Genomic DNA, 26,333 nt, shown 5'->3' on the forward strand with positions numbered 1-26,333 from the left:
AAGGCGGGATGCAAATGGCAAAAAAACGAATATCTCAACAAACACAAAATATTAATCAACAACTAAAACAAAAAACATCTCAAATTAATGAAAAAGGAGTATTTTTATATAACGAACCATTAACTATTTCAGAATTTGCTAAAGCATTGCATCATCCAGTAACTGACATTATTAAATACTTCATGAAACAAGGCAAACTATTTAATCAAAATCAAATATTAACTCAAGAATTAATGCTTGAACTTTGTTTGGAATGAAATATTGATTTTGAAAAAGCTAAAGTGGTAACATATGAAAACTTATTAGAAAATATTAATCTCGAAGATGATAAAAAAAATTTAGTAACTCGACCACCTGTTGTTACAATTATGGGCCACGTTGATCATGGAAAAACAACACTATTAGATACTATCCGTAATTCTAAAGTTACTAATCAAGAACACGGTGGTATTACTCAACATATTGGTGCTTATCAAATTAAAACTAATAATAAATTAATTACTTTTATTGATACCCCAGGTCACGAAGCATTTACTGAAATGCGTTCACGTGGTTCTAAAATTACTGATATTGTTGTTTTAGTAGTTGCTGGTGATGATGGTGTGATGCCACAAACTCGTGAAGCAATTGACCATGCAAAAGTAGCTGGTGTTTCAATTATTGTTTTTGTTAATAAAATGGATAAACCAAATGTTAATACTGATCGCATTATGAATGAACTAGCTAATTGTGATTTAACTAGTGAAGAATGAGGTGGCGATATTATTTTTGTTTATGGTAGTGCTTTAAAAAATCAAGGAATTGATGAATTATTAGAAGCAATATTAGTAATTGCTGAATTAAAAGAACTAAATGCTAATCCAAATCGATTTGCTAATGGAACTGTTATCGAATCTCATCATGATAAAAATGTTGGTTCAATTTGTACTTTATTAATACAAGGTGGAACACTAAAAGTTACTGATATTGTAGTTGCGGGTAGTGTTAAAGGAAAAATTAAACGCCTTATTAATGATACTGGTAAAATAATTACTAAAGCCGGACCTTCAATGCCTGTTCAAGTTTTAGGATTTGAAACAGCCCCTACTCCTGGTGAATCTTTTATTGTTTTTAATGATGATAAATTAGCAAGAAAAGTAGCACTAGTACGCCAAACAGAAGAAACAAATAAAATTAGAAATAATCGACAAATTAGTTTAGGTAATTTAACACAAGATGTTACTACAGGTGAATTAAAACAAATTAATGTTATTTTACGAGCAGATACTCAAGGTTCAGTGCAAGCAATCGTTCAAGCAGTAAATAAAATTAATGTTAATGATATTACTGTTAAGTTTATTAGAGCAACTATTGGTGGTATTAGTGAATCAGATATTAAACTTGCTCAAACTTCACGAAGTATTATTTATGGTTTCAATGTTCGTCCCAATCATGTTATTCGTGAAGCTGCTAACAATACCGGTGTTGAAATTAGATTACATAATATCATTTATAAAATAACTGAAGAATTAGAATTGGCTGCTAAAGGTTTATTAGAACCAACTTATGAAGATAAAATTATTGGTCAAGCACGAGTTATTAAAACTTTTCATTTTTCAAAAGTAGGAACAATTGCTGGTTGTGTTGTCATTAATGGTTTCATTCAACGTAATAGCAAAGTTCATATCATTCGTGATGATGTTGTTATTTATAACGGTGAAATCAGTGGTTTAAAACATGAAAAAAATGATTTAAAAATTGCTAAAAAAGAAACTCAATGCGGTATTACTATTAAAAATTTTAATGACTTAAAAGAAAATGATATTATTGAATCATATTTAGTAGAAGAAGTGGAGACAAAATAGTATGTCTATCATTAAATTTGAACAACAAGAAAGTTTCTTAAAAAAAGAAATTACTAATATATTAAAAAAAGAATCAAAAAATATTCTTTTCAAAGATATCACTATTACTAATGTAAAAATAACAAAAGATAACAGTTATGCTACCATTTATTGAACAGTTTACTTAGATAATTTAGATATTAAAACCATTAGTACTGCTTTAGAAAAAGCGAAAGGTTTTTGTCGAAGCGCACTTGCTAAAACAAGTAATAAATATAAAGTTCCAGAATTACGCTTTAAATATGATAATACCAACACTAGAGTTAAAAACATTGAAGAAATATTAAAAAATATCAAAAATAATAATTCTTCAAATGAATAAAAGAGGCTTTTATGTAATCTGTGTATCTTTGTTTTACAAAGTACTAGTTTAGATTAATTCTATCTTCAAATTTTATCATAAAATGAGCAATTGCTGTATTTCAATTTTGAATGGGCATTGTTCATTTTTTTGTTATATTTTCAATTGCTAAGTAAAATATTTTGAAAACTGCCATATCATTTGGAAAAACTTTTTTATTTCTGATGACTTTTCGTAATTGACTATTTACAGATTCAATAGCATTTGTTGTATAAATCACTCTTTTAATTTCTGCAGGATAACTAATAAAAACCATTAAATTATCTCAATTTTTATATCAAGATTTAGCAATTTGAGGATATTGTTTATTTCATTTACTTTCAAAGGATTCTAAAGCCTGCATTGCTTGTTCTTCACTACATGCATTATAAATTGGCTTTAAATCTGCAACTAGTGATTTTCGATGTTTGTATGAAACATATTTCAAACTATTTCTGATTTGATGAACTATACATAATTGATGTTCAGTTTTAGGATAAACTGATTGTATTGCTTCTGACATGCCTGTTAAATTATCACTGCAGGCAATAAGAATATCATTTAAGCCACGATTTTTCATTTCTGTGAAATTTGCTAATCAAAATTTAGAACCTTCATTTTCACTAATTCATAAACCTAAAACATCTTTTTTACCTTCTAAATCAACTCCTAAAGCTATATAAACTGATTTATTAATAATCCTTTTATCTTGTCGTACTTTCACTACTATACAATCAAAATAAACAAACAATCGGATAAATGCCTTCTAATGGTCCATTTTGTCATGCTTTGACATCATCAATAACATCATCAGTAATTTGACTAATAACACTTTCACTAATATCAGCACCATGATATAACTCTTGTAATTGCATTCTAAATATAAAGAAAGAACTTGTTGATCAAAACCATCAAATCTTCTTTGTCTTTTTGCAACTATTACAGGAGTAAAATTACTATTGCGATCTCGTGGTACATCAATCTCAATTTTACCTTGTTGAGTTATTAATTTTTTTGAACTTGTACCATTACGAGCATTGTCACTATTACTATGTTGATTTTTTTCATATCCTAAATAATTTTGCATCTCAGAATTCAACATTTTTTCTACTAATCTTTTTGTTAATTCTTTATACAATCCTCCCTCTTTAAAAACTGTTGTTAAATCTTCAGTATTTTCTAATAATAAATCTACTGCTTTTGATATTGGATCATTATTATTAAAGTTATCTTTTTTAGCCATCTGTAACTCACTCTTTCTAGTCATTTAATTATATTTACTAGAATTAATTAAACATAGTTATTTTTGTAAGTTACACAGATTACTAAACATTACCGAATAAAAAGTGGTTGGCGGTGGTTGCCACTTAATTACTGGACCATTTTTGATATAAAATTCTAAATTTTAATTTGTAAAATTGGTGGTTTTAGAAATTTAGAATGTATTCTTTCATAATTATAAAACATAACATATTGATTTACATCATTTATAGCTTCATTGATGGATAAATATTGATTTGATCCTTTAGGTAGTCATTCTTGAGATAAATGAGAAAATCAGTTTTCAGATAATACATTACCACCAATATCATAAGGTTGTTTTTTGCTTAAAATTATTTGTTTATCCTCTGCTCATTTTGTGATATCTTGACAATAAAATTCGTTGGCGTTATCTGAATGTAAAATAACATTTTTTACTTGATTTCAAGAAAATTGTTTGTTGATTTTTTCAAGAGCAGGAAGAATTAAATCCTGATATGATTTATTAGGAGCAATATTATAACTAACAACATTATTTGAATAAAAATCAATAATTACAAAAAGATATAATCATCCTTCTTTAGTATCCATTGATCAAATTTGATTTGAAGAGGTTGTACTTTTATAATCTTTGTTTACTTTATCCATTGTAGGTATTCACTTATTTGGATTTTTTTTGTTTTTAGGATAGTTATTTTTAGTTTGTTTTAATCCTTGAATATTGTGTTCTTTCATAATTTTTCGCATTTGTTTTATTGATAATTCTATATTTAAAATGATATTTTTTTCTTGTTTTAATCACTCTTTAAAAGCTGAAAAAATTCTTAAATATCCATAAATTCTGCCTTTTCTTGTAGAATGAAATTCGATTAAAAGTTGGCATATTTTTTGATATTTATGATTGCATTTAATAATATGATTTTCTTCTTTTTTAATAGGTTTTTGTTTATTTTTTAAAAAGTAATATGTTGATCTGTTTAATTGAAGATATTGAGGTGGTTGGCCCTTAATTACTGGACCATTTTTGATATAAAATTCTAAATTTTAATTTGTAAAATTGGTGGTTTTAGAAATTTAGAATGTATTCTTTCATAATTATAAAACATAACATATTGATTTACATCATTTATAGCTTCATTGATGGATAAATATTGATTTGATCCTTTAGGTAGTCATTCTTGAGATAAATGAGAAAATCAGTTTTCAGATAATACATTACCACCAATATCATAAGGTTGTTTTTTGCTTAAAATTATTTGTTTATCCTCTGCTCATTTTGTGATATCTTGACAATAAAATTCGTTGGCGTTATCTGAATGTAAAATAACATTTTTTATTTGATTTCAAGAAAATTGTTTGTTGATTTTTTCAAGAGCAGGAAGAATTAAATCCTGATATGATTTATTAGGAGCAATATTATAACTAACAACATTATTTGAATAAAAATCAATAATTACAAAAAGATATAATCATCCTTCTTTAGTATTTATTTGTTTAGTGTCCATTGATCAAATTTGATTTGAAGAGGTTGTACTTTTATAATCTTTGTTTACTTTATCCATTGTAGGTATTCACTTATTTGGATTTTTTTTGTTTTTAGGATAGTTATTTTTAGTTTGTTTTAATCCTTGAATATTGTGTTCTTTCATAATTTTTCGCATTTGTTTTATTGATAATTCTATATTTAAAATGATATTTTTTTCTTGTTTTAATCACTCTTTAAAAGCTGAAAAAATTCTTAAATATCCATAAATTCTGCCTTTTCTTGTAGAATGAAATTCGATTAAAAGTTGGCATATTTTTTGATATTTATGATTGCATTTAATAATATGATTTTCTTCTTTTTTAATAGGTTTTTGTTTATTTTTTAAAAAGTAATATGTTGATCTGTTTAATTGAAGATATTGACATAGGTTTCTAATTGAATATTGATTTTTACAATCATCAATAATTTTAATTTTTTCTTTGATATTTAATTTGGGTGGTTGGCCCTTAATTACTGGACCATTTTTGATATAAAATTCTAAATTTTAATTTGTAAAATTGGTGGTTTTAGAAATTTAGAATGTATTCTTTCATAATTATAAAACATAACATATTGATTTACATCATTTATAGCTTCATTGATGGATAAATATTGATTTGATCCTTTAGGTAGTCATTCTTGAGATAAATGAGAAAATCAGTTTTCAGATAATACATTACCACCAATATCATAAGGTTGTTTTTTGCTTAAAATTATTTGTTTATCCTCTGCTCATTTTGTGATATCGTGACAATAAAATTCGTTGGCGTTATCTGAATGTAAAATAACATTTTTTACTTGATTTCAAGAAAATTGTTTGTTGATTTTTTCAAGAGCAGGAAGAATTAAATCCTGATATGATTTATTAGGAGCAATATTATAACTAACAACATTATTTGAATAAAAATCAATAATTACAAAAAGATATAATCATCCTTCTTTAGTATTTATTTGTTTAGTGTCCATTGATCAAATTTGATTTGAAGAGGTTGTACTTTTATAATCTTTGTTTACTTTATCCATTGTAGGTATTCACTTATTTGGATTTTTTTTGTTTTTAGGATAGTTATTTTTAGTTTGTTTTAATCCTTGAATATTGTGTTCTTTCATAATTTTTCGCATTTGTTTTATTGATAATTCTATATTTAAAATGATATTTTTTTCTTGTTTTAATCACTCTTTAAAAGCTGAAAAAATTCTTAAATATCCATAAATTCTGCCTTTTCTTGTAGAATGAAATTCGATTAAAAGTTGGCATATTTTTTGATATTTATGATTGCATTTAATAATATGATTTTCTTCTTTTTTAATAGGTTTTTGTTTATTTTTTAAAAAGTAATATGTTGATCTGTTTAATTGAAGATATTGACATAGGTTTCTAATTGAATATTGATTTTTACAATCATCAATAATTTTAATTTTTTCTTTGATATTTAATTTGTTAATTACTAATGCTATTTGTTTAATTTTATCCATTAATAAAAATCCTTTCAGGTTAAAATTAGTGTTAATTATATAACACAATTGTTTTTAGAATACATTCAGGTTTTTTAAATTAATGGTCTAGTAAAAAGGGCTAAGTGGCAAGTGGCAAGTGGCAAGTGGCCATGGTACATTTTTCTTTCTTCAAATCCTTCTGGAAGTTTTATTTCTTCTTTAATTTCAGCAATTAATTTATATATACTTTAAAAATTAAAATAATGAGTTAAAAACTTAAATTAAGTTTAAAAAATTATATCATAATATCTAGAATATTTGGTGTTAAATTTTTATACATATTTTTAAAATATAAAAAAATAGTTATAGATAAATAAAACTACTCAATTGAGTAGTTTTATTTATCTTCTTCAATTTTTACTGTCATTTCTTGATCATCAAAAACAAATTTAACTTTTTTATCATCTTTTTTATTAACAGCATCACTGGGTTTATCATTTTTTTTATTTTCAAATAAAGGTTTTGGTTTTTTCTTTAATTCTTTTTCATTTTTTAAATAATATTTTTGAACTATATCAAAAAGTTCATTATTTAAACTACCATCTTTATATCTCTTTTTAAATTTATAAAAATACTTATAACGCTTATCTAAAATTATTGATTTAATTTCATTAAAGAGTATAAAAGCATTTCTACTTGAAAATTTATAATTATTTTTACCTATTTTTACTAAATTATCACTTATAATATTATTTATTTTAAACTTAAATCTTTTTCTTTTAAAAAGAAAAATAACTAAAATAAAAATAAAAGTTAGCATTAATAATAATATTGATAATCCTATGATTATTCAGTCCTTTATTGAAAAATCTGATCAATTAACTAAAAACATTATATTTAAATTATTTTGCATATAAATAACCCCCTAAATTTTCTTAATATATAAATTTGCGTCATTTTATAAACAAGTTCTTCTTATCTTTTATTTTGGATAAATTACATTTAAAATTACACTTCCAATAACTAAAGGGTCATCATAAGTCATTTCAACTGTTAAAGTAGTTGGTTTAATGTTCATATTATTATATTTTAAATTACCTAAAATAATTTTTTCTTTTATTAAATTTGATTGTGTATTACTTTCAATTAGTCTCTCTTTAATAACCTCCTTTACAGTTTCTGGACTTGTCATTTTCAATTTGTCTTCAGGTTTTAATTGCAGATTTGTTTTGTTTTTGAAAATTACTGCTAAAGTTTGTTTATTATCACTAATTGATAATTGTTTAGAGATCGAATCATTTGATTTTTTTTATTTTTTTCTTCCTCTTCTTCTTTTTCTCCTTCTGTTTCGGCAATAGCTGTCATACCACCAGCAATGGTGGCTCCAATTAAAGCTGCAGAGCCGATAAGACCAGCAATAATTTTTGTTCATTTCTTCTTCTTTTTCTTTTCTTCTTCATCTTCTTCTGACATAAATTACAAACCTCTTTTCTAAGCCCTTAATTTTTTTCTAAGTTAATTTTACATGATTAAAAATAATCTATTGACATTTTACTTTTATTAGAGTAGAAATTTAAATAAACAATTAGTTGTATAAATTACTGATGTATTTTTTTATTTTTTGAAAATTAATAATCTTAGAACCTGTTTAAAATCTTTTAGAGAATAGGATAAAATGATTATATATTTTAAAATAAGAGGTATATATGTGTAAAAATTATCCTAGTAATGTTAGCAAAGAGCAATTTGAAAATATAAAATCAATTTTAGAAAATACTAAAAAGAGAACTAAACCAAGAAGTTTAGATTTATATGAAGTATTTTGTGCAGTTTTATATGTATTAAAAAGTGGTTGCCAGTGAAGAATGTTACCAAAAAAATTTTCCAAAATGACAAATTGTATATTATTATTTTCAAGCTTGAAGTAAAAATAATGATAAAGAACCTAGTGTATTACAATTAGTTTTAAAAAAAATTAGTCAAGGCATTTCGTATCAATAATGGTAGAAAAGAACAAACTAGTTTTTATATAATTGATTCACAAAGTGTTAAAAATACAGATACTACTAAAAATAAAGGTTATGATGCTGGTAAAAAGATTTCAGGAATAAAGCGTCATATTGCTGTTGATTCTCAAGGTTTACCACATGCAATTTACATAACCACAGCAGAAAAAACAGATCGTAATAGTGCTATAATAATGATTGAAAATGAAAAAGAGAATCTTTCTGCAGTTCAAAAAATACTAGTAGATGCTGGTTATACTAGTGAAAAATTTGCTTCTAAAATTAAAACAATTACAAATGCAAATGTTGAAGTTATAAAACGTAATGAATTACATTCTTTTGTAGTATTACCAAAAAGATGAGTTGTAGAACGAAGTTTTGCATGATTAGAAAAATGCAGAAGATTATGAAAAAATTGTGAAAAAAAATTAAATACTAGCTTACAAATGGTTGTTCTTGCCTTTATTTCAATTTTATTGAAAAGATTTTAAACAGGTTCTTAAACATTAAAATAGTAATTATTATTACTTTTAATAAAGTTTTTTATCTTATTTTTTAAAGAACTTAGTAAAAATAAGATAAAATATTAATATTGCATTAAAGAAAAAGGTGAACGCATGTCATTTCAACAATTTAATTTACAACCATGACTAATTGAAAATTTAAAAAAAGAAAAACTAATTAATCCAACACCAGTCCAAACCGAAATTATTCCTTTAGCATTAACTAATAAAAACTTAATTATTAAAAGTGCTACTGGTAGTGGTAAAACTCATACTTATTTAATTCCAATTTTAAATAATTGTAATGTTACTTTAAAAGTAACACAAGCAGTTATTATTACACCTACTCGTGAACTTGCTCAACAAACGTTCAATTTTTTAAAAGCTTTAATCAAAGATCAAAATATTAGCATTGCTTGTTTAGTGGGTGGCAAAGATATTATTCGTCAAAGTAATAATTTAAGTAATAATCAACCACAAATTGTAATTGGAACTCCAACTAGATTAAAACGTTTATATGAACTTAATATGTTAGCAATTACTACTACTAACACTTTAGTTATTGATGAATGTGATATGTTATTTGATATGGGATTCATGGAAGATTTAGATTTTTTAATTACTAAAATGAATAAAAATACTCAAATTATGACTTTTTCAGCAACAATATTACCCCAACTAGTTACTTGATTAAAAAAATATATTACTAACGCTACTACAATTAGTATTGATAATAAATCTCAAAAAATTCAACATATTTTTATTAATCGTCATCATCAAGATAGTAAAAAACAACTACAATCATTATTAACAATGTTTGATCCTTATTTATGCTTAATTTTTGTTAATAACAAAGAAAATATTGAAGAAATTGCAAACGTCTTAATTGAAGAAAATAAAAAAGTAGCAATCTTACATGGTGGATTACCAGCACGAGAACGTTCTCAAACTTTTAAACGTATTAAAAATTTTGAATATCAATATGTTGTTTGTTCAGATATCGCAGCACGTGGTATTGATATTGAAGGGGTATCTCATGTTATCTCTTTACAATTACCGACAAATAATCTAGAATATTATTTTCATCGAGCAGGGCGAACAGGACGAGCTAACTATTCAGGTATTTCTTATGTATTTTATGATAAGAGTGATAATTCTACTATTCATAAGTTAAAAAATTTAAATGTTCCAATAGAATACTATAAAATTAAAGATAATAAGTTACTACCAGAAATTAGTAATGACAACATCGTTGCTCATAAACGAAAAATAAAAAGAAATAAAGAAGAGCAATATGTTATTAATCGCTTTAAAAAAAATAAAAATGTAACTCCTGGTTATAAGAAAAAATTTAATAAAGATTTAGAAGCAATAAAAAAAGAAACAAGAAAACAACACATTAAAGCATCAATTAAGAAAATTAAAAAAACACAAGCAATTGCAAGAAGAAAAAAACTTTTTGATGAAAATTAATAATGAAAGAGGAAGCAAGATGGAAAATGACAAATTAATTATTGGATCTCATGTTTCAATGAAAGCACCAAAATATTTATTGGGTGCTCTTGAAGAGGCTCTAAGTTATAATGCCAATACGTTTATGTTTTATACACGTGCTCCACAAAATACAATTCGTAAACCAACCAAAGCATTATTTATTAAAGAATTTACAGAAAAACTAATTGAAAAAAATATTGATATTAATAATCTTATTGTTCATGCTCCTTACATTATTAATCTGGCTAATAGTATTAACAAAAGTACTTACCAATTAGCAGTAGATTTCTTACGACAAGAAATAATTCGCTGTCAAGATATTGGCATTAAAACTTTGGTTTTACATCCAGGTAGCGCTGTTGGTGCTTTACCACAAACTGCTTTAGAACAAATTGTTAAAGGACTAAATGCAGCATGTTTAGAAAAACAAACTGTAAAAATTGCTTTGGAAACAATGTCAGGAAAAGGTAGTGAAGTAGGAACTACTTTTGAACAACTTCAATATATTATTAATAATGTAAAAAGACCCGAACTAATTGGTGTTTGTTGAGATACTTGTCACTTATCTGATGCTGGTTATGATCTTAATAATAATTTAGAACAAATAATACAAAAATTTGATCAACTTATTGGATTAGATAAATTATTAGTTATTCATGTTAATGATTCTAAAAACCCAATCAATGCTCATAAAGATCGTCATGCTAACTTAGGAATGGGTTATCTTGGTTTTCAAACTTTAATTAACATTATTTATCATCCATTGTTGCTTACTAAAATAAAAATTTTAGAAACGCCATGAATTAATGGTCATCCACCTTATTTACATGAAATTAAAATGATAAGAACAAAAAAATATAATAAAGAAATTTTAGAATCATTAGGAACTAGCAAATAATGAAAAGAATTGGCATTTTTGGTGGAACTTTTGATCCATTTCATAATCAACATTTAAACATTGCAAATACAGCTTATCATAAACTTTCACTTGATGAAGTTTGAATTTTACCAACAAAACAAAATCCGTTAAAAGATAGTGTCAGTGCCAGCGATCAACAAAGAGTCGATATGATTAATTTAGTTATTAAAAACTATTCTTGAATAAAATTAAATGATTATGAACTAACAAGTAAGCAACCTAGTTATACTATTAATACTATTAACTACTTTATTGAAAACTATCCAAATCATAAATTCTTTTTTATTATTGGTTCTGATAATTTATATACCTTAAATAAATGACAAGGAATTGAACAGTTAATTAATTTAGTTAAAATTATTGTTGTTAATCGCCCTCATTATCGTAAAACATTAGAACTAATGTCAAAATACAAATGTCAAAATTTAGTAGTTCGACCAAGCAGTGATATTAGCTCTGCCAAAATTAGAAATGGTGAAATTATTAATCAAATCGATATTAAAATTAATGATTATATTAACAATAATTTAATATATAGTTATGAGCGTTTAAAAACAAATTTGGATAACAATAGAACTGAACATTGTATTAATGTTGGTAAAATGGCTGCTAAATTAGCAATCCATTATAACGAAGATGCTAATAAAGCCCTAATTGCTGGAACTTATCATGACCTTTGCAAACAATGAAGTAAAAATAAAATGACTAAATTTTTAACAAAATATAATAAAGAAATTTTACAAGAACCATTTCCAGTTTGACATGGTTATGTAGCAGCATTGTATTTAAAAAATCATTATCAGTACCATGATGATTTAGTTCTTCATGCAATTGCTAAACACACTACTGGTGCAAACGAAATGAAAAATTTAGAATTAATAGTATTATTAGCAGATAAAATATCAATTGAACGTAACCATTATTATGTTGAAGAATTAAGAAAACTTGCCTTTCAAGATTTAACTGTTGCTTTTAAATACTATCTAGAAATTTTAAAAAAGCATTTACTACAGCAAAAAAAACCATTAAATAATAAGTTTTTAACAATATATGAAGCGTGAAGTAATAAAAATTAACAAATAGTATCTATAGTAAAATACTTATTTATTAATTATTTAATATATAATATTAAAGAAAAGGGAAGTATAACTTAAAACAGAAGATGTATTTATTCAGTAATGATTGCAAAATTGAATACTGATATTTATTAAGTGATTGATTTAAAAAACCAGAATATAAAGATACTTTAAATTATATAATAGATAGTAATTGTCGTTATTTTTTTAATTATATTCCATTAAAAGAATTGGGTTTACCACTATAACAAATAAAAATAAATTATTAATAAGGAGAACAAATATTATGTCCAAAAAAAATAAAACAAAAATTACTGCTTCGCCGACAAAAGAAAATACAACAGCAAAAATAAAAAAAAGCGTGACTGATTATAATGAATTAAAAATAAAAAAAAGTGGTTTCTTAAGCGCAGTTATTCAATACTTTAAAAAATATCCACTACTTTATCTAATTGCAATACTAACCACTATTGCTTCTTCAATAATTTCAGTAATTATTCCTAAAATTACTAATAATTTTTTAGCTACCCCCGATGGTTTTCAATGAGAAAAAATTACTACTTTAGCTTATATTTTAATTAGTTTACAAATTGCATCAGGATTATTTATGTACTTTCGTAATTTAACAGGAAGCATCATTGGTGTTAAAGTTGAAATTGAATATCGAAATAAAGTTTTAAAACATTTACTAGATTTAGATATGTCATATTATGAAGATCGCAAAATTGGTGACACTTTAACAAAACTAATTAGTGATACTAGTGTTATTGGTGAAAATATGCAATCTATTCCTTTAACTATGCTTAGTTCAATTGTGACTTTTTTTGGTTCAATTTACGTTATTTTTTCTTTAAATTGACAATTATCATTAATTGTTTTAGGTATTGTTTTATCAATTTTAATAATATCAGTATTAAATGTTCAAATTATTCGTTATTTAAACTATAAATGAAGAAAAGTTTACACTGAAGTTAATGCTGATATTACTGATCGACTAAATACTATTACTTTAATTAAAAGTAATGCTACAGAAAAAAGTGAAAATAAAAGATTTTCTAATGAACATCTTAAATATTATCAAGCAGCAAAAAAAACTATTACTTTTGAAAGTTTTACTAGAGCATTACTAATTACATTACTAACAGGAATTAACATTGTTGGTTTAGTTGCTGGTTTCATTTTTGTAAGTAAACACATCATTAGTGTTTCAACACTAATTGCTTTTTTATTAGCAGTCAACACTTTAATTTTCCCAGTTATTCAAAGTATTCAATTCTTAGGTAATTGAGCTAAAACATCAACTTCAATTTTAAGAGTTAATGAAATTCTTAATATTAAACCAAAAATAGTTAATAAAAAAAAAGCCTTACCAGTAAAACAAATTACTAGTGATATTATTTTTGAAAATGTTAATTTCCGCTATGATGAAAAAGAAGACTGAATTTTAAATAACTTCTCTTTCACTTTTGAAAAAGGTAAAAGTTATGCTATTGTTGGTGCAACTGGTGTCGGAAAAACTACTATTTCTAAGTTATTACTACGTTACTATGACCCTGCTGAAGGAAGAATTTTAATTAATAATAATACTGATTTACGTCATATTGACTTAGCACAATACTTACATCATATTGGCTATATTGAACAAGATCCACAAATTTTATTTGGCACATTTGCCGAAAACATTAGTTATACTAAGCAAGGAGCAACTTTAGAAGAAATCAAAATTGCTGCAAGTAAAGCTAACTTACATGATTACATTGAACAATTACCTAATGGTTATAATACAATTTTAGGTGAACGTGGGATTAACTTATCTGGTGGTCAAAAACAAAGAGTAGCTATTGCTCGTATCTTTTTAAAAAATCCAGAATTATTAATTTTAGATGAAGCTACTAGTGCTTTAGATAATATTGTCGAAAAGGAAATACAAGCACAATTTAATAAATTAATGATTGGTCGTACTAGTATTATTATTGCACATCGTTTATCAACAATTAAAACTGTTGATAAGATTTTAGTTTTAGAAAAAGAAAAAGGTTTAGTTCAAGTTGGTACTTTTGATGAATTAAAAGTTAAAGAAGGTCACTTTAAACATTTATATGAAGCTGGAGTTATGGGGTAAAATTTTTAATAGACTTGGTGCAATAGTTAAATTAGAAAGTTATATATTTGAATATATAGATTTTTTTGCTTCAGTTTTATTAAATGAGACTTCTAAAGAAAAAAAGTGATCTTATGATCAAAAACAAATACAAAAATTACTAAATGCTAGAGTTAATATTACAAGTATTAGTAATGATTTAATTATATTAGAAAAATCTAAATGTAGTATTATCACTAATATTAGAACTTTAGTAAATTATTTATATGATGTGTATGAACTTGTTTATTTTTCTTTTGAAATTTTAAACATATATAAAAGTAAAAATTTAACTAAAAAAAATAAAAGTAAAATAAATAAAATTAAAAATAATTTTGAGAAATTAAATATTATTTTTTGATTAAAATTTATGCGTAATTTATTAACACATAGTATTTTTATGCAAGGTTACAATTCAGAAAAAAAGCAAGTATCATATGAAAATTTAAAAACAAAATTAAATTTTGCAGTTAAAAATAATTTAATTATGTTATCTGAAAAACAGATTTTTAATAAAAACAAAATTATTAATCAACAACTAAAAAATGGATTATGATAATTTAATTATTAATAGTTTTATTCATTATTTTAAAATAGTTAATGATAATGAAAGAAGTACATGAATTTTAAATCTTATTAAAGAAAAAAAATGGAAAAATATATTTCAATCAATCAAATAAATTCAAATCCTAATTATTTATGAATTTGAGTTGATCCTAATTATAATTATTATGAATTTATTGATAATAGAAAAAATTATATATTTATTTTTGGATTTAATGTTATTAAAACATTAAAATTATTTGTAGAAGAAATTTGCAAAATTTTAAATCAAATTTTAACAGAATTAAAAGCTCCTAGACTAGTAATAAGTACTGAAAATTTTCAAATTAAATCTTTTTTTGAATCTATGAGAAAAGTTAAACAAATATTTAACTCATAATTGTAGAATTTCGCTAAAAGTACTATAATATAAATAACGATAGTTTAATATCGTTATAATTTTAATAAAGATATAAAGTTTATATCATCATTAAAATTATATATTAACTTTAAAGGTATAAAATATGAGAAAAACAATAAATATTTTAACAGTTGGTATTTTTTCACTAGCAACAAGTACCACTATTTTAACTAGTGTGAATCACTTTAATAGTAGCAAAAATGATTTACAAAAAGCAAACGCCACTACTAATCAAACATCATTATTTAATAATCAATATCAATATTTAAATAATAGTGACTGAATTACTAACCAATCAACAACCGATCATAAATTTTATAGTTATGATACTTCAGCATTAAAAAGTTATACTTTTACCAATGCTAGAAACGTCTTCTTAGTAGATACAACAGGTAACCTAGTTTATAATACCAAAGTTACTATTCCTAATGAAGATAAATTAAATATTGAAAATACAAAACAAGAAATGAACAGCCACAAAAAAGTAACATCACTTAAAAGCAATCCTAATTATTCTGATGCTTACAATTTTAGTGAATATCAACAAAATAATTTTATTGGTGACAATAATTGAACATATTTACAATTTGGTGGTCTTGAACAAAATATTGATATTTCTAACATTGCTGGTGCTTCTAAAATTGAAAATAATAACAATCTTAGTGAAAACTTAGGATTATATTACATTGCTGATGCTGCTATTAATAATAAAATTTCTTTAGCAATAGCTTATAATATTAGTCAACAATTCATTAATAAAAGCAGTTTAAACAAACTAATTAGTAACCAATTAACAAATAATATTATTAACTTAATTGTTGAAAATAATAACATCTTTAACTTTATTAAAAATTCACCCCTTTTCCTAAATATAAAAGATTATTCATTAAATTTTATTTTTGATAATGATAATAACTTAGTAGCAATTTACTATACAAAATGAAATGTCCAAAATATAAAACAAAGTATTAACTATAATTATAAAGAAGACTTTAGCAATATTAATAAAAATGATTGATCAAAAAATAGTGATCAACAAATCATTTTAAATTGAACTAAATATGCAAAAAATTGAGAACAATTTTCACAACTTTATCCTAAATTTAATTTTAATAATTCTAAACTATCAATTAATAATATGGGTACATATAAAGAAAATAATAATCTTACTGGTGATACTAATAATATTACTACTAATAAAAATATTAAATATGAACTACAAAATCCTTATAATGTTGTAGCAATTTCTGATCTTATTATTCAACTTCCAATTATTGAACTTTATGTATACCATGATGATAATAATATTTATTATCAATGAAATGCACGTGTTACTTCATCACCAAATTTAATTGCTGGTTGTAGTTTAGCAATTGATTTAGATAATATTAGTTTTCAATTTAAAAAATAATTAAATTTAATATATAAAAAATGATGCCTTAATTAAGGCATTATTTTTACAATGAATGTTGTCTTACACTACTTTGATTAGATGCTGATGGTTGGTTTTCTGCCATTTGATTAGAATTATTAATTAAATATTCTTCGTGAATTTCTAAACACTCAACTTTAAGGTTTTCAATTCTTTTTAAAAATTCTGGATTATTAGATGTTTTGGAAATGTTTAGTAATCTGTGTAACTTACAAAAATAACTATGTTTAATTAATTCTAGTAAATATAATTAAATGACTAGAAAGAGTGAGTTACAGATGGCTAAAAAAGATAACTTTAATAATAATGATCCAATATCAAAAGCAGTAGATTTATTACTAGAAAATACTGAATATTTAACAACAGTTTTTAAACCTGGCGGTTTATATAAAGAATTAACAAAAAGATTAGTTGAAAAAATGTTGAATTCTGAAATGCAAAATTATTTAGGATATGAAAAAAATCAACATAGTACTACTGAAAATGCTCGTAATGGTATAAGTTCAAAAAAATTAATAATTCAACAAGGTAAAATTGAGATTGATGTACCATGAGATCGCAATAGTAATTTTAATCCTGTAATAGTTGCAAAAAGACAAAAGACTTGGTGCAAAACCTTTAATTTTAATAATTTAACGGTTATTATTAATATCAAAGGTGATAATTATTATGTTAAAAAAATACAAAGATGAACAAGAATTTTATAGTTTAGTGGGAATAAAACTACAAACATTTCAAAAAATGGTTGAAATTTTAAAAAAAGCTGAAGCAATTAAAAAAGCAGTTGGTGGTAAACCTAATAAATTATCAATAGAAAATCGTTTATTAATGACATTAGAATACTGAAAAGAGTATAGTAGTTATAGAGTTATTGCAAAAAGATATAATATTAGTCATACTAGCTGCATTCGTAATATTTTTTGAATTGAAAATACTTTAATAAAAAGTGGAATTTTTAATTTATCTGGCAAAAAAGATTTAATCAAAAATAAAGGAATCAATAATACTTTACTAGCTATTGATGCTACTGAAACTCCAATTGAAAGAATTAAAAAAAACTAAAATTACTTTTTTCGGGTAAAAACAAACATCATACTCTTAAATCGCAAATAATTATTGATATTTTAAATGGAAAATTATTTCAACCGCTTTTTGTTTTGGAAGCATTCATGATTTTAAATTACTTTTAAAATCTAAAACTTTTATTCATCCAGAAAAACAAGTTTTTGTTGATTCAGGTTATCAAGGAATACAAAATATTCATAAAAATACATTTTTGCCATTTAAAAAAAGTAAATACAATAAATTAATACCAATTCAAAAAGAATACAATAAAACTTTAAGCAAAATTAGAATTAAAATTGAACACGTATTTGCTAAACTAAAACGTTTTAAAATTTTAACTTTAAAATATCGCAATAAAATACGAAGATTTGCATTAAGATTTAATTTAATAGCAGAAATATATAATTTTGAATTACCTTAGTTTTGCACCAAGTCTAAAGAAGATTTGATGGTTTTGATCAACAAGTTCTTTCTTTATATGCAAAAGGTATGACATTATCAGATATTAGAATGCAATTACAAGAGTTATATCATGGTGCTGATATTAGTGAAAGTGTTATTAGCCAAATTACTGACGATGTGATTGATGATGTCAAAGCATGACAAAATAGACCATTAGAAAGTGTCTATCCGATTGTTTATTTTGATTGCATAGTAGTGAAAGTACGACAAGATAAAAGGATTATTAATAAATCAGTTTATATAGCTTTAGGAGTTGATTTAGAAGGTAAAAAAGATGTTTTAGGTTTATGAATTAGTGAAAATGAAGGTGCTAAATTTTGATTAGCAAATTTAACAGAAATGAAAAATCGTGGCTTAAATGATATTCTTATTGCCTGCATTGATAATTTAACAGGCATGTCAGAAGCAATACAATCAGTTTATCTTAAAACAGAACATCAATTATGCATAGTTCATCAAATTAGAAATAGTTTGAAATATGTCTCATATAAGCATAGAAAATCTCTAGTTGCAGATTTAAAACCAATTTATACTGCATGTAGTGAAGAACAAGCAATGCAGGCTTTAGAATCCTTTGAAAGTAAATGAAATAAACAATATCCTCAAATTGCTAAATCTTGATATAAAAATTGAGATAATTTAATGGTTTTTATTAGTTATCCAGTAGAAATCAAAAGAGTGATTTATACTACAAATGCTATTGAATCTGTAAATAGTCAATTACGAAAAGTTATCAGAAATAAAAAAGTTTTTCCTAATGATATGGCAGTTTTTAAAATATTTTATTTAGCAATTGAAAATATAACAAAAAAATGAACAATGCCCATTCAAAATTGAAATACAGCAATTGCTCATTTTATGATAAAATTTGAAGACAGAATTAATCTAAACTAGTACTTTGTAAAACAAAGATACACAGATTACATAAAAGCCTCAAAATTGAGGCTTTTTTCTTATGCAACTTTTGTCTTGGCATATTTTTTCATTTATCTTTTTTCATAAAATTAATTCACTCCTTATAAAATAAATGTTCTTATAGTTTTATTTTGTTCATTATTTCTTAAATTTTCATTATTAATTTCTAATAATTTACTTTTAAATTCTAATGTTTGTTTTAATTCTTTTACTTGATTATTTAAATTTTGAAATTTTCTTTCTAATTTTTGTTTTTCATATCTTTTTCTTTCAACTTTTAAATCATTCTTTTTAATAAATTTATTTTCTTTTCTCTTAGAACCTGTTTAAAATCTTTTAGAGAATAGGATAAAATGATTATATATTTTAAAATAAGAGGTATATATGTGTAAAAATTATCCTAGTAATGTTAGCAAAGAGCAATTTGAAAATATAAAATCAATTTTAGAAAATACTAAAAAGAGAACTAAACCAAGAAGTTTAGATTTATATGAAGTATTTTGTGCAGTTTTATATGTATTAAAAAGTGGTTGCCAGTGAAGAATGTTACCAAAAAATTTTCCAAAATGACAAATTGTATATTATTATTTTCAAGCTTGAAGTAAAAATAATAATAAAGAACCTAGTGTATTACAATTAGTTTTAAAAAAAATTAGTCAAGGCATTTCGTATCAATAATGGTAGAAAAGAACAAACTAGTTTTTGTATAATTGATTCACAAAGTGTTAAAAATACAGATACTACTAAAAATAAAGGTTATGATGCTGGTAAAAAGATTTCACGAATAAAGCGTCATATTGCTGTTGATTCTCAAGGTTTACCACATGCAATTTACATAACCACAGCAGAAAAAACAGATCGTAATAGTGCTATAATAATGATTGAAAATGAAAAAGAGAATCTTTCTGCAGTTCAAAAAATACTAGTAGATGCTGGTTATACTGGTGAAAAATTTGCTTCTAAAATTAAAACAATTATAAATGCAAATGTTGAAGTTATAAAACGTAATGAATTACATTCTTTTGTAGTATTACCAAAAAAATGAGTTGTAGAACGAAGTTTTGCATGATTAGAAAAATGCAGAAGATTATGAAAAAATTGTGAAAAAAAATTAAATACTAGCTTACAAATGGTTGTTCTTGCCTTTATTTCAATTTTATTGAAAAGATTTTAAACAGGTTCTAACACAATCATGAATTTTAACATCATAACTATTAAATAAATTTTCATAATCAACATTAAATGGCGCTAGTAATTGGTTTTTACTAGAAAAACGAGTAATTAATAAGTGCAAATAATGATGATCATTATTAGCATTTAAAGTTTGTTCATAATAAGCGAACCGTTCTTTATACTTAAATTGAATTGCTAATACTTTAAAATTATGTGATAAATAATTACGAACATCTTTAATATATTCTAACTGTTCTAATAAAATTTTACTATCATTAAATTCTTTGATACCAAAATAATGAGCAATCTTAGCGATACTTTTATCATTTAAAGTTTGTAATAATTTCATTGTTCATTCAAATGACATAACTTCTATTAAACTGCGTATTGTTCGTGATTTTAAAACACCACTTCTATTATATTTATTATAACCAGCACGAATCAAACGTAAAGCTGTTTTCATTTGAGCTAGGTGTTCTGGATTAAGAAAAGTAGCATTATCTAAATTTTGAACATTATCATTAAAAAGTTGATGTAATAAAGCATTTTTTAAAGAATTTTCAATCATTAAAATATGTTTTAAATACAATAAACGTAAATCAATGTTCAATAAAAATAAATCTTTAAGTTGATGTTGAGGATAATTACGCTTTAATAATTCTAAATATTTTTCTTCAACAATATTTTCTACAAATCATTCTTCATTTAATAACATGTAATTCACTCCTTAAATAAACTAACCTCTAATTTTATAAATACCAACGCGAATAGAAGAATTTTCAGATTCTTTTGTTTCACTTTTAATATCTACTTCTTTTTTTCTTCGTAACAACTCTTGTTCAATAAAGTCATCAACGTTCATATTGGTACTTTGATAAGTAGCAGTTCAATCAAATGTTTTATTAGTAAAGTTATTTTTAGGTTTATTACTATCTTTAAAAAATTCTTGTACTTCTTGATTCATAAATGCTTTTTGCTTACGTTTACGTGAAAATAAATTAGTAAAAAATTTCTTAAAATTAAAAATTGATCAAAACTGACGAAAATTAATAGTCATTGCTAAACCAAAAATTAAAATTGATGAATACAATAATGAATAACCGATAACTCGTAATACAAAACTATAATCTGTGAAATTATATGTTGGTGGATATTTATCAAAGAAATAAAGACATCCAAATAATGTTACTGCTAAAATTGGAATAATTAACACTAAAGTATTTTGAATAATAAAACGTAAATCACTATTATACGTCAAATGTTTTCAAACATAAACTCAGATTGAAATTAAACGATAAACTCAACCAATACAACTTGATAAAAGAATCATATATAAACTTAATGATAAATATTGATAACTTTGATGTTTTCAACCTAAATTTGATAGTATTCAACCCAAAATAACACCTAAAACAAGATTGATTATTGATTGAATATATGAACCTCAAATTGTTTCTTTGTGTTTTACAGTAGCATTTACAATAACTTTTCCTGGTTCGGTTGCCACTTGAATTGTATTTTTTAAAGATAAAAGTAAAATAAATCATGGTTGTGACAAAAATAAATTAATAAAAAGATTTTTTGAAGAATCAAAATTACCATCAGAATTATTAATATTTGTAATACTTAAAGCAGACACTAAATATTGAGTAATAATAAATTGATTAATAAATAAAAAACCAGCAATCATATAAGCATATAACTCAAATTTAGTATAGACAGTTCATCTAATTCGTCCACTTTTGGCAATTCAATATCCAAAAACTTCGCGAAAAGAACTAATTAAAATTAAAGCAATTGAGCGCATCGTTGTAGCAATAATAATATAAATAGTGTAAATTGATGTTGTTGTCAGTGATAAAAATAAAGTAATTAAAATAATATCAATGTTAGAAATAATCATGTCAGGTAAACGATTCAGGGCTACTCATCACGATTGTTTTAGCATCCTTTTTTGTTGTGTTCATTTTTTATGTTGTAATCATGGATATTCAATTTTAATAACGATAAAAGTAACAAATGCTTTTAATACACCACAAACAAAATAAGCAAAAAAAGGAATATACATATCTATCGGTTTACCATCAGACTTTCTAATAACTAATAACGTCATTAGTAAAATATACATAATAATCTCTGAAAAAATAAAAATTAAACGATTTAAATAACCTTTTTGATCAGCTTGAATTAAATTTTGATAAGCACCACTAAAATAAAAAAAGATTAATTCACGTGATCCTAAAGAAATAATAATAAGTGCTACTTGTCAAAAAGGAATTTCCATATCTAAACCAATTTCTGGTAAATGAACACTAGCTAATCCTAAAATAAAACCAGCACTAACAAGAATAATTAAATATATTCTTCCTGAATGATGATAATTTTTTCTTGTCGTATTAATAATATCGTTGACGGTTTCATAATCATCATTTTGTAACGGACGATATAAAGAAAAAATGGTAATTAAACCAAGTCCTCCTTCTGTCAAACTAAGGTAAGTCAAAAAAGAAATAATAACACGAATTAAACCATTAATTTTTTCACCGTATGCTAAACCAGTAACATAAAGAAAAGTTAACTGTAAAATAGAGATAACAATTGTCATGATAACACCAACAATTGTATTAAAAATACCTTTTTTAGTTGTCATTACTTCACCCAATCTATATAAATAAAACTAATTTTGTTTTTTATTTAAATATGTTAACAACCCAAAATTAAAAGTTCAATATTATTAATCACTATTAAAAATAAAAAATAGCAAAAAAATAAAAATGTAATCTATATATTAGTATAGATTAATTTTATCATTTTTCTTTTTTAATCTGTTTAATTAAATCTGTTTTTAAATCTTTTATTATAAAATTTTGATCATTCAAATAAGTAAATGGTTCTTCTAAATCATTAAATGACAAATAATAAGCAAATAATGCAATTTTATTAGGGGTAACTATTGTTGACCCATACTTAGTGTCACCAACAATTGGCAAATTTAAAAATTGTAAAGTACTACGAATTTGATGTTTTCTACCAGTAACTAATTGACACTCAACTAAAGTAAAGTCTTTAGTATTAAATATTGGTGTAAAGATGGTGCTACAACTTTTACTTTGTTCACTTGGTTCAATTGAAAATTTCATTTTCATTGTTAACTCATCATGAGTAATATAACCAGAAATATTTAAATTTTTAGTTAATTGGCCAGAACAAATAGCCAAATATTTTTTAATAATTTGACCATTTTTAGTAGCATTATGAAGTGCGTTTTGTGTCATTTTATTTTTTGGATAAATAATTAAACCCTTAGTTAGTTTATCTAAACGATACTGATGACTAATATTAAATGTTTGCTCACGTTTCTTCTTCGGGTATTTTTGTTGTAAATAATATTTTACCATGTTATCTAAGCAAGAACCATATGGTTGGTGGACAACAATATTATGATCTTTATTAACAATTAAAAAATTATCATCTTCATAAAACAATTCAATTGGTGCTTCTTTAGTAATTTTTTCTGGTTTATAGTTAACAACTAAATTACTTTCATAAATGACTACTAAATCATTTTCTTGTAAGCGATATTTAAAATCAGTAGTAGTTTTATTATTAACTCTGATTTTTTTTGTTCTAAATAAACGATAAATTTTTGACAGTGGTAGTGTTTTAAATACTTTTTTTAAATAATTAATTAAAGTTTGATCAGCATCATTGGCAGTAATTGTTAAGGTAGTCATAATTTTTCCTTTTAATTTTTATTAATAAAACCAGAAATAGTTGCAATTAGATTAGAAAAAGCATGTAAACCAATACTATATGTAGTATTACCCCGTGTCATTATAAATAATAAGGGTAATATAATACTAAATCCTAAATAACCAATAATATTATTTCAATCACCACTATCCATAACATGCATTGATGGGAAATAAATTAATGAAGCTGCATATGCTAATCAACGATAACGAACAATGGTAAAAGTACCATGACGATATGATATTTCTTCATTAATTGGAGCAATAAAAATAGTACTAAGAACTAAAACAAAAATGCCATACGGACTATTCATTAATAAGTTTAAAACATCTTGATTTTTTGAAGTATTATTACTTGTTAACATATTAAATTCACTAAATTTAGGAATTATGTTGAAAATAATATTTAAAATAGTACCAATAACAGCAAAAATGGTAACTCAAGTTATTAAATCTAATTTTGCTTCTTTTAAAGTAGTAATAATTCTCTCACGTAATGATCTACAAAATACTAATACTAAAATTGATCCTAACAATTGAAATAACTGTTGAATTAAAAATGTAGTAGCAAGCGAAGTTACATCATCATCTTTACCACTAATAACTTTTGTTGCAATAAAAAATAAAAGAACAAATACTACACTAATAAAACCAAATACACTATGACTATAAGCAGCCCACCCGCCTTTTTTAATCATAGCTTCTCAATCAATACCAAGTGAAACAACTAAGCCAAAAATTGGCAATAAACTAAAAATAAAAAGACTAAGAAATGAACTTTGACTAGTATCTTTTACAGCATAAGTTTTGATTAAACTATAAAGAATTGGAATTATAATAAAAGATATAAGATAAATTATTGTTAGAGTTCAACTGGCTGTTTTGAAATTAAAGTTATTGGTGTCATCACAACTAAGTGATTTTGAAGTAAATTTATCAATAAATGATTGTTTTTGTTCATTTTTTTCTAAATTATTACTATTAATGTTATCAGTTTGGTTTACATTAATTCTACGTATGATATCATTGTTGTGAGAAACATTAATTTGATTAGATTTTTTATTAAACATGTATAAGTACTGCACGAAAACTTTCACCCTTTGTTAGTAAAATTAGTATTTAATATTAATTTTTAGTATAACATATAGTGAGAAATCTTGTAATATAATAAACTTGTAATTTTACATTAATTTATTATAATGCAATGCAATATTTATATGTCAAGAGTTTAAAAAGAAAAGGAGGATAGAAAAGAATGCCTAAATACAAGATTAATATTATCGATTTACCATATAATTATGATGGTTTAGAACCTTACATTTCACAAGAAACAATTAAACATCATTATGAAGAACTTCATAAGAAATATTTAACTTCTTTAAAATTAGTGATGGATAAACATCCGAAAGTTTTTTCTGATTATAATCTTGAAACTAAAGGGGAACTAAATCGTTTATTAAGTAATTATTGTAAATTAGAAGATATATGTGAGGATAAAGAAACTTGTAATGTAAAAAAATTACAAAGTAGCATTCGACAATTTGGTGGGGGAGTAATTAATCATAATCTTTTCTTTTCACTATTGGGGAAAAATAAAGGTTTTAATGAAAAATCAGCTATTGGTAAAGCAATCATTAATCGCTTTGAATCTTATGAAAAATTTGAAGCTGCTTTAACAAAAACTGCCATGGATATTTTTGGAAGTGGTTGAGCATGATTAGTAATTGATAATAATGGTACATTAAGACTATACAAAACTTTTAATCAAGACAATCCATGATTCTTGAACATGTACCCATTGATCGCTATTGATGTATGAGAACATGCACATTATCTACAATATAAAAATGAACAAGAGAAATACTTACAAGCATTATTAAAAGTTATCAATTGAGAACAAGTAAATAATAATTATCAAGAGTATTTAAATGAAAAAAATAAAAAATAAGTAAAAAAGAACTCAGTTGAGTTCTTTTTTTTATAATAT

The 26,333-nt window shown here is 24.0% G+C and carries 23 protein-coding genes and 4 pseudogenes; 16 read left to right on the forward strand and 11 right to left on the reverse strand.

The features are described 5' to 3' along the window. Positions 1-14: 14 nt before the first annotated feature. Together infB and rbfA are read left to right on the forward strand one after the other, a co-directional pair. Positions 15-1,844 (forward strand): translation initiation factor IF-2, encoded by a 1,830-nt coding sequence (infB, locus tag AAHM96_RS04905; protein WP_342272822.1) that lies wholly within the window; start codon positions 15-17, stop codon positions 1,842-1,844. Between the two features lies 1 nt (position 1,845). Then, positions 1,846-2,205: a 30S ribosome-binding factor RbfA gene (rbfA, locus tag AAHM96_RS04910; protein WP_281747920.1), complete on the forward strand. Its 360-nt coding sequence runs from the start codon at positions 1,846-1,848 to the stop codon at positions 2,203-2,205. Positions 2,206-2,248: 43 nt separating this feature from the next. Here rbfA and AAHM96_RS04915 read toward each other — a convergent pair. The 7 genes and pseudogenes from AAHM96_RS04915 to AAHM96_RS04945 all read right to left on the reverse strand — a co-directional run bounded on the left by AAHM96_RS04915 (position 2,249) and on the right by AAHM96_RS04945 (position 7,918). Continuing rightward, a pseudogene (locus tag AAHM96_RS04915) lies at positions 2,249-3,466 on the reverse strand (IS256 family transposase). 155 nt (positions 3,467-3,621) lie between these two features. Then, entirely contained in the window at positions 3,622-4,230 is a 609-nt protein-coding gene (locus AAHM96_RS04920) for a DDE-type integrase/transposase/recombinase (protein WP_342272823.1), read from the reverse strand. 290 nt (positions 4,231-4,520) lie between these two features. Continuing rightward, positions 4,521-5,144: a DDE-type integrase/transposase/recombinase gene (locus tag AAHM96_RS04925; protein WP_342272751.1), complete on the reverse strand. Its 624-nt coding sequence runs from the start codon at positions 5,142-5,144 to the stop codon at positions 4,521-4,523. 362 nt (positions 5,145-5,506) lie between these two features. Continuing rightward, a complete protein-coding gene (locus AAHM96_RS04930) occupies positions 5,507-6,484 on the reverse strand; it encodes an IS3 family transposase (RefSeq protein WP_342272824.1) in 978 nt (325 codons plus the stop codon). Positions 6,485-6,842: 358 nt separating this feature from the next. Then, positions 6,843-7,358, reverse strand: coding sequence for a hypothetical protein (locus AAHM96_RS04935; protein WP_252320024.1), 516 nt, complete (start codon positions 7,356-7,358; stop codon positions 6,843-6,845). A gap of 69 nt (positions 7,359-7,427) precedes the next feature. Beyond that, a complete protein-coding gene (locus tag AAHM96_RS04940; protein WP_342272825.1) occupies positions 7,428-7,637 on the reverse strand; it encodes a hypothetical protein in 210 nt (69 codons plus the stop codon). A gap of 56 nt (positions 7,638-7,693) precedes the next feature. Then, entirely contained in the window at positions 7,694-7,918 is a 225-nt protein-coding gene (locus tag AAHM96_RS04945) for a hypothetical protein (RefSeq protein ID WP_342272826.1), read from the reverse strand. 233 nt (positions 7,919-8,151) lie between these two features. Between AAHM96_RS04945 and AAHM96_RS04950 the strand changes: the two are divergent. From AAHM96_RS04950 to AAHM96_RS05005, 13 genes and pseudogenes are all read left to right on the forward strand, one after another. Continuing rightward, positions 8,152-8,942 (forward strand): annotated as a pseudogene (locus tag AAHM96_RS04950) (IS5 family transposase). A gap of 126 nt (positions 8,943-9,068) precedes the next feature. Continuing rightward, a complete protein-coding gene (locus AAHM96_RS04955; RefSeq protein ID WP_342272827.1) occupies positions 9,069-10,427 on the forward strand; it encodes a DEAD/DEAH box helicase in 1,359 nt (452 codons plus the stop codon). 19 nt (positions 10,428-10,446) lie between these two features. Continuing rightward, entirely contained in the window at positions 10,447-11,346 is a 900-nt protein-coding gene (locus AAHM96_RS04960) for a deoxyribonuclease IV (protein WP_342272828.1), read from the forward strand. After that, on the forward strand, positions 11,346-12,443 hold the full coding sequence (locus AAHM96_RS04965; RefSeq protein WP_342272829.1) for a nicotinate-nucleotide adenylyltransferase: 1,098 nt from the start codon (positions 11,346-11,348) through the stop codon (positions 12,441-12,443). The genes AAHM96_RS04960 and AAHM96_RS04965 overlap by 1 nt, the downstream gene beginning before the upstream one ends. Before the next feature lie 286 nt (positions 12,444-12,729). Beyond that, entirely contained in the window at positions 12,730-14,565 is a 1,836-nt protein-coding gene (locus tag AAHM96_RS04970) for an ABC transporter ATP-binding protein (RefSeq protein WP_342272830.1), read from the forward strand. Next, entirely contained in the window at positions 14,543-15,142 is a 600-nt protein-coding gene (locus AAHM96_RS04975; protein WP_342272831.1) for a hypothetical protein, read from the forward strand. Before AAHM96_RS04970 ends, AAHM96_RS04975 begins: the two co-directional genes overlap by 23 nt. Before the next feature lie 90 nt (positions 15,143-15,232). After that, positions 15,233-15,526 carry a hypothetical protein gene (locus AAHM96_RS04980; protein ID WP_342272832.1) on the forward strand — a complete coding sequence of 98 codons (294 nt, stop codon included), beginning with the start codon at positions 15,233-15,235 and terminating at the stop codon, positions 15,524-15,526. 124 nt (positions 15,527-15,650) lie between these two features. Continuing rightward, positions 15,651-16,958, forward strand: a complete 1,308-nt coding sequence (locus tag AAHM96_RS04985) for a hypothetical protein (protein WP_342272833.1) — start codon at positions 15,651-15,653, stop codon at positions 16,956-16,958. A gap of 299 nt (positions 16,959-17,257) precedes the next feature. Next, positions 17,258-17,581: pseudogene (locus tag AAHM96_RS04990) on the forward strand (transposase); the annotation flags it as partial. Positions 17,582-17,648: 67 nt separating this feature from the next. Then, positions 17,649-18,041, forward strand: a complete 393-nt coding sequence (locus AAHM96_RS08520) for a transposase family protein (protein ID WP_342272745.1) — start codon at positions 17,649-17,651, stop codon at positions 18,039-18,041. Positions 18,042-18,144: 103 nt separating this feature from the next. Then, positions 18,145-18,465, forward strand: a complete 321-nt coding sequence (locus tag AAHM96_RS08525) for a transposase family protein (RefSeq protein ID WP_425288783.1) — start codon at positions 18,145-18,147, stop codon at positions 18,463-18,465. Positions 18,466-18,485: 20 nt separating this feature from the next. Beyond that, a pseudogene (locus AAHM96_RS05000) lies at positions 18,486-19,400 on the forward strand (IS256 family transposase); the annotation flags it as partial. A gap of 405 nt (positions 19,401-19,805) precedes the next feature. After that, a protein-coding gene (locus AAHM96_RS05005) for an IS5 family transposase (protein WP_342272835.1) occupies positions 19,806-20,595 on the forward strand; the annotation gives its coding sequence in 2 pieces (ribosomal slippage) (positions 19,806-20,066 and positions 20,068-20,595; 789 coding nt in all). On the opposite strand, the gene AAHM96_RS05010 is transcribed toward AAHM96_RS05005, so the two are convergent. The 4 genes from AAHM96_RS05010 to AAHM96_RS05025 form a co-directional block, all read right to left on the reverse strand. Then, on the reverse strand, positions 20,578-21,309 hold the full coding sequence (locus AAHM96_RS05010) for an Abi family protein (protein WP_342272836.1): 732 nt from the start codon (positions 21,307-21,309) through the stop codon (positions 20,578-20,580). The two genes, AAHM96_RS05005 and AAHM96_RS05010, sit on opposite strands and share 18 nt — an antisense overlap. Before the next feature lie 21 nt (positions 21,310-21,330). After that, complete coding sequence (locus AAHM96_RS05015) at positions 21,331-23,244, reverse strand: hypothetical protein (RefSeq protein WP_338956634.1); 1,914 nt, start codon at positions 23,242-23,244, stop codon at positions 21,331-21,333. A gap of 154 nt (positions 23,245-23,398) precedes the next feature. After that, positions 23,399-24,328: an RluA family pseudouridine synthase gene (locus tag AAHM96_RS05020; RefSeq protein ID WP_281748084.1), complete on the reverse strand. Its 930-nt coding sequence runs from the start codon at positions 24,326-24,328 to the stop codon at positions 23,399-23,401. 11 nt (positions 24,329-24,339) lie between these two features. Continuing rightward, a complete protein-coding gene (locus AAHM96_RS05025) occupies positions 24,340-25,416 on the reverse strand; it encodes a type II CAAX endopeptidase family protein (protein WP_342272837.1) in 1,077 nt (358 codons plus the stop codon). Between the two features lie 185 nt (positions 25,417-25,601). On the opposite strand from AAHM96_RS05025, the gene AAHM96_RS05030 reads away from it, so the two are divergent. Then, a complete protein-coding gene (locus AAHM96_RS05030) occupies positions 25,602-26,294 on the forward strand; it encodes a superoxide dismutase (RefSeq protein ID WP_342272838.1) in 693 nt (230 codons plus the stop codon). Positions 26,295-26,333: the final 39 nt, after the last annotated feature.

The sequence above is a fragment of the Spiroplasma endosymbiont of Acasis viretata genome, assembly GCF_964031275.1.
Classification (GTDB): Bacteria; Bacillota_I; Bacilli_A; order Mycoplasmatales; family VBWQ01; genus Spiroplasma_E; species Spiroplasma_E ixodetis_A.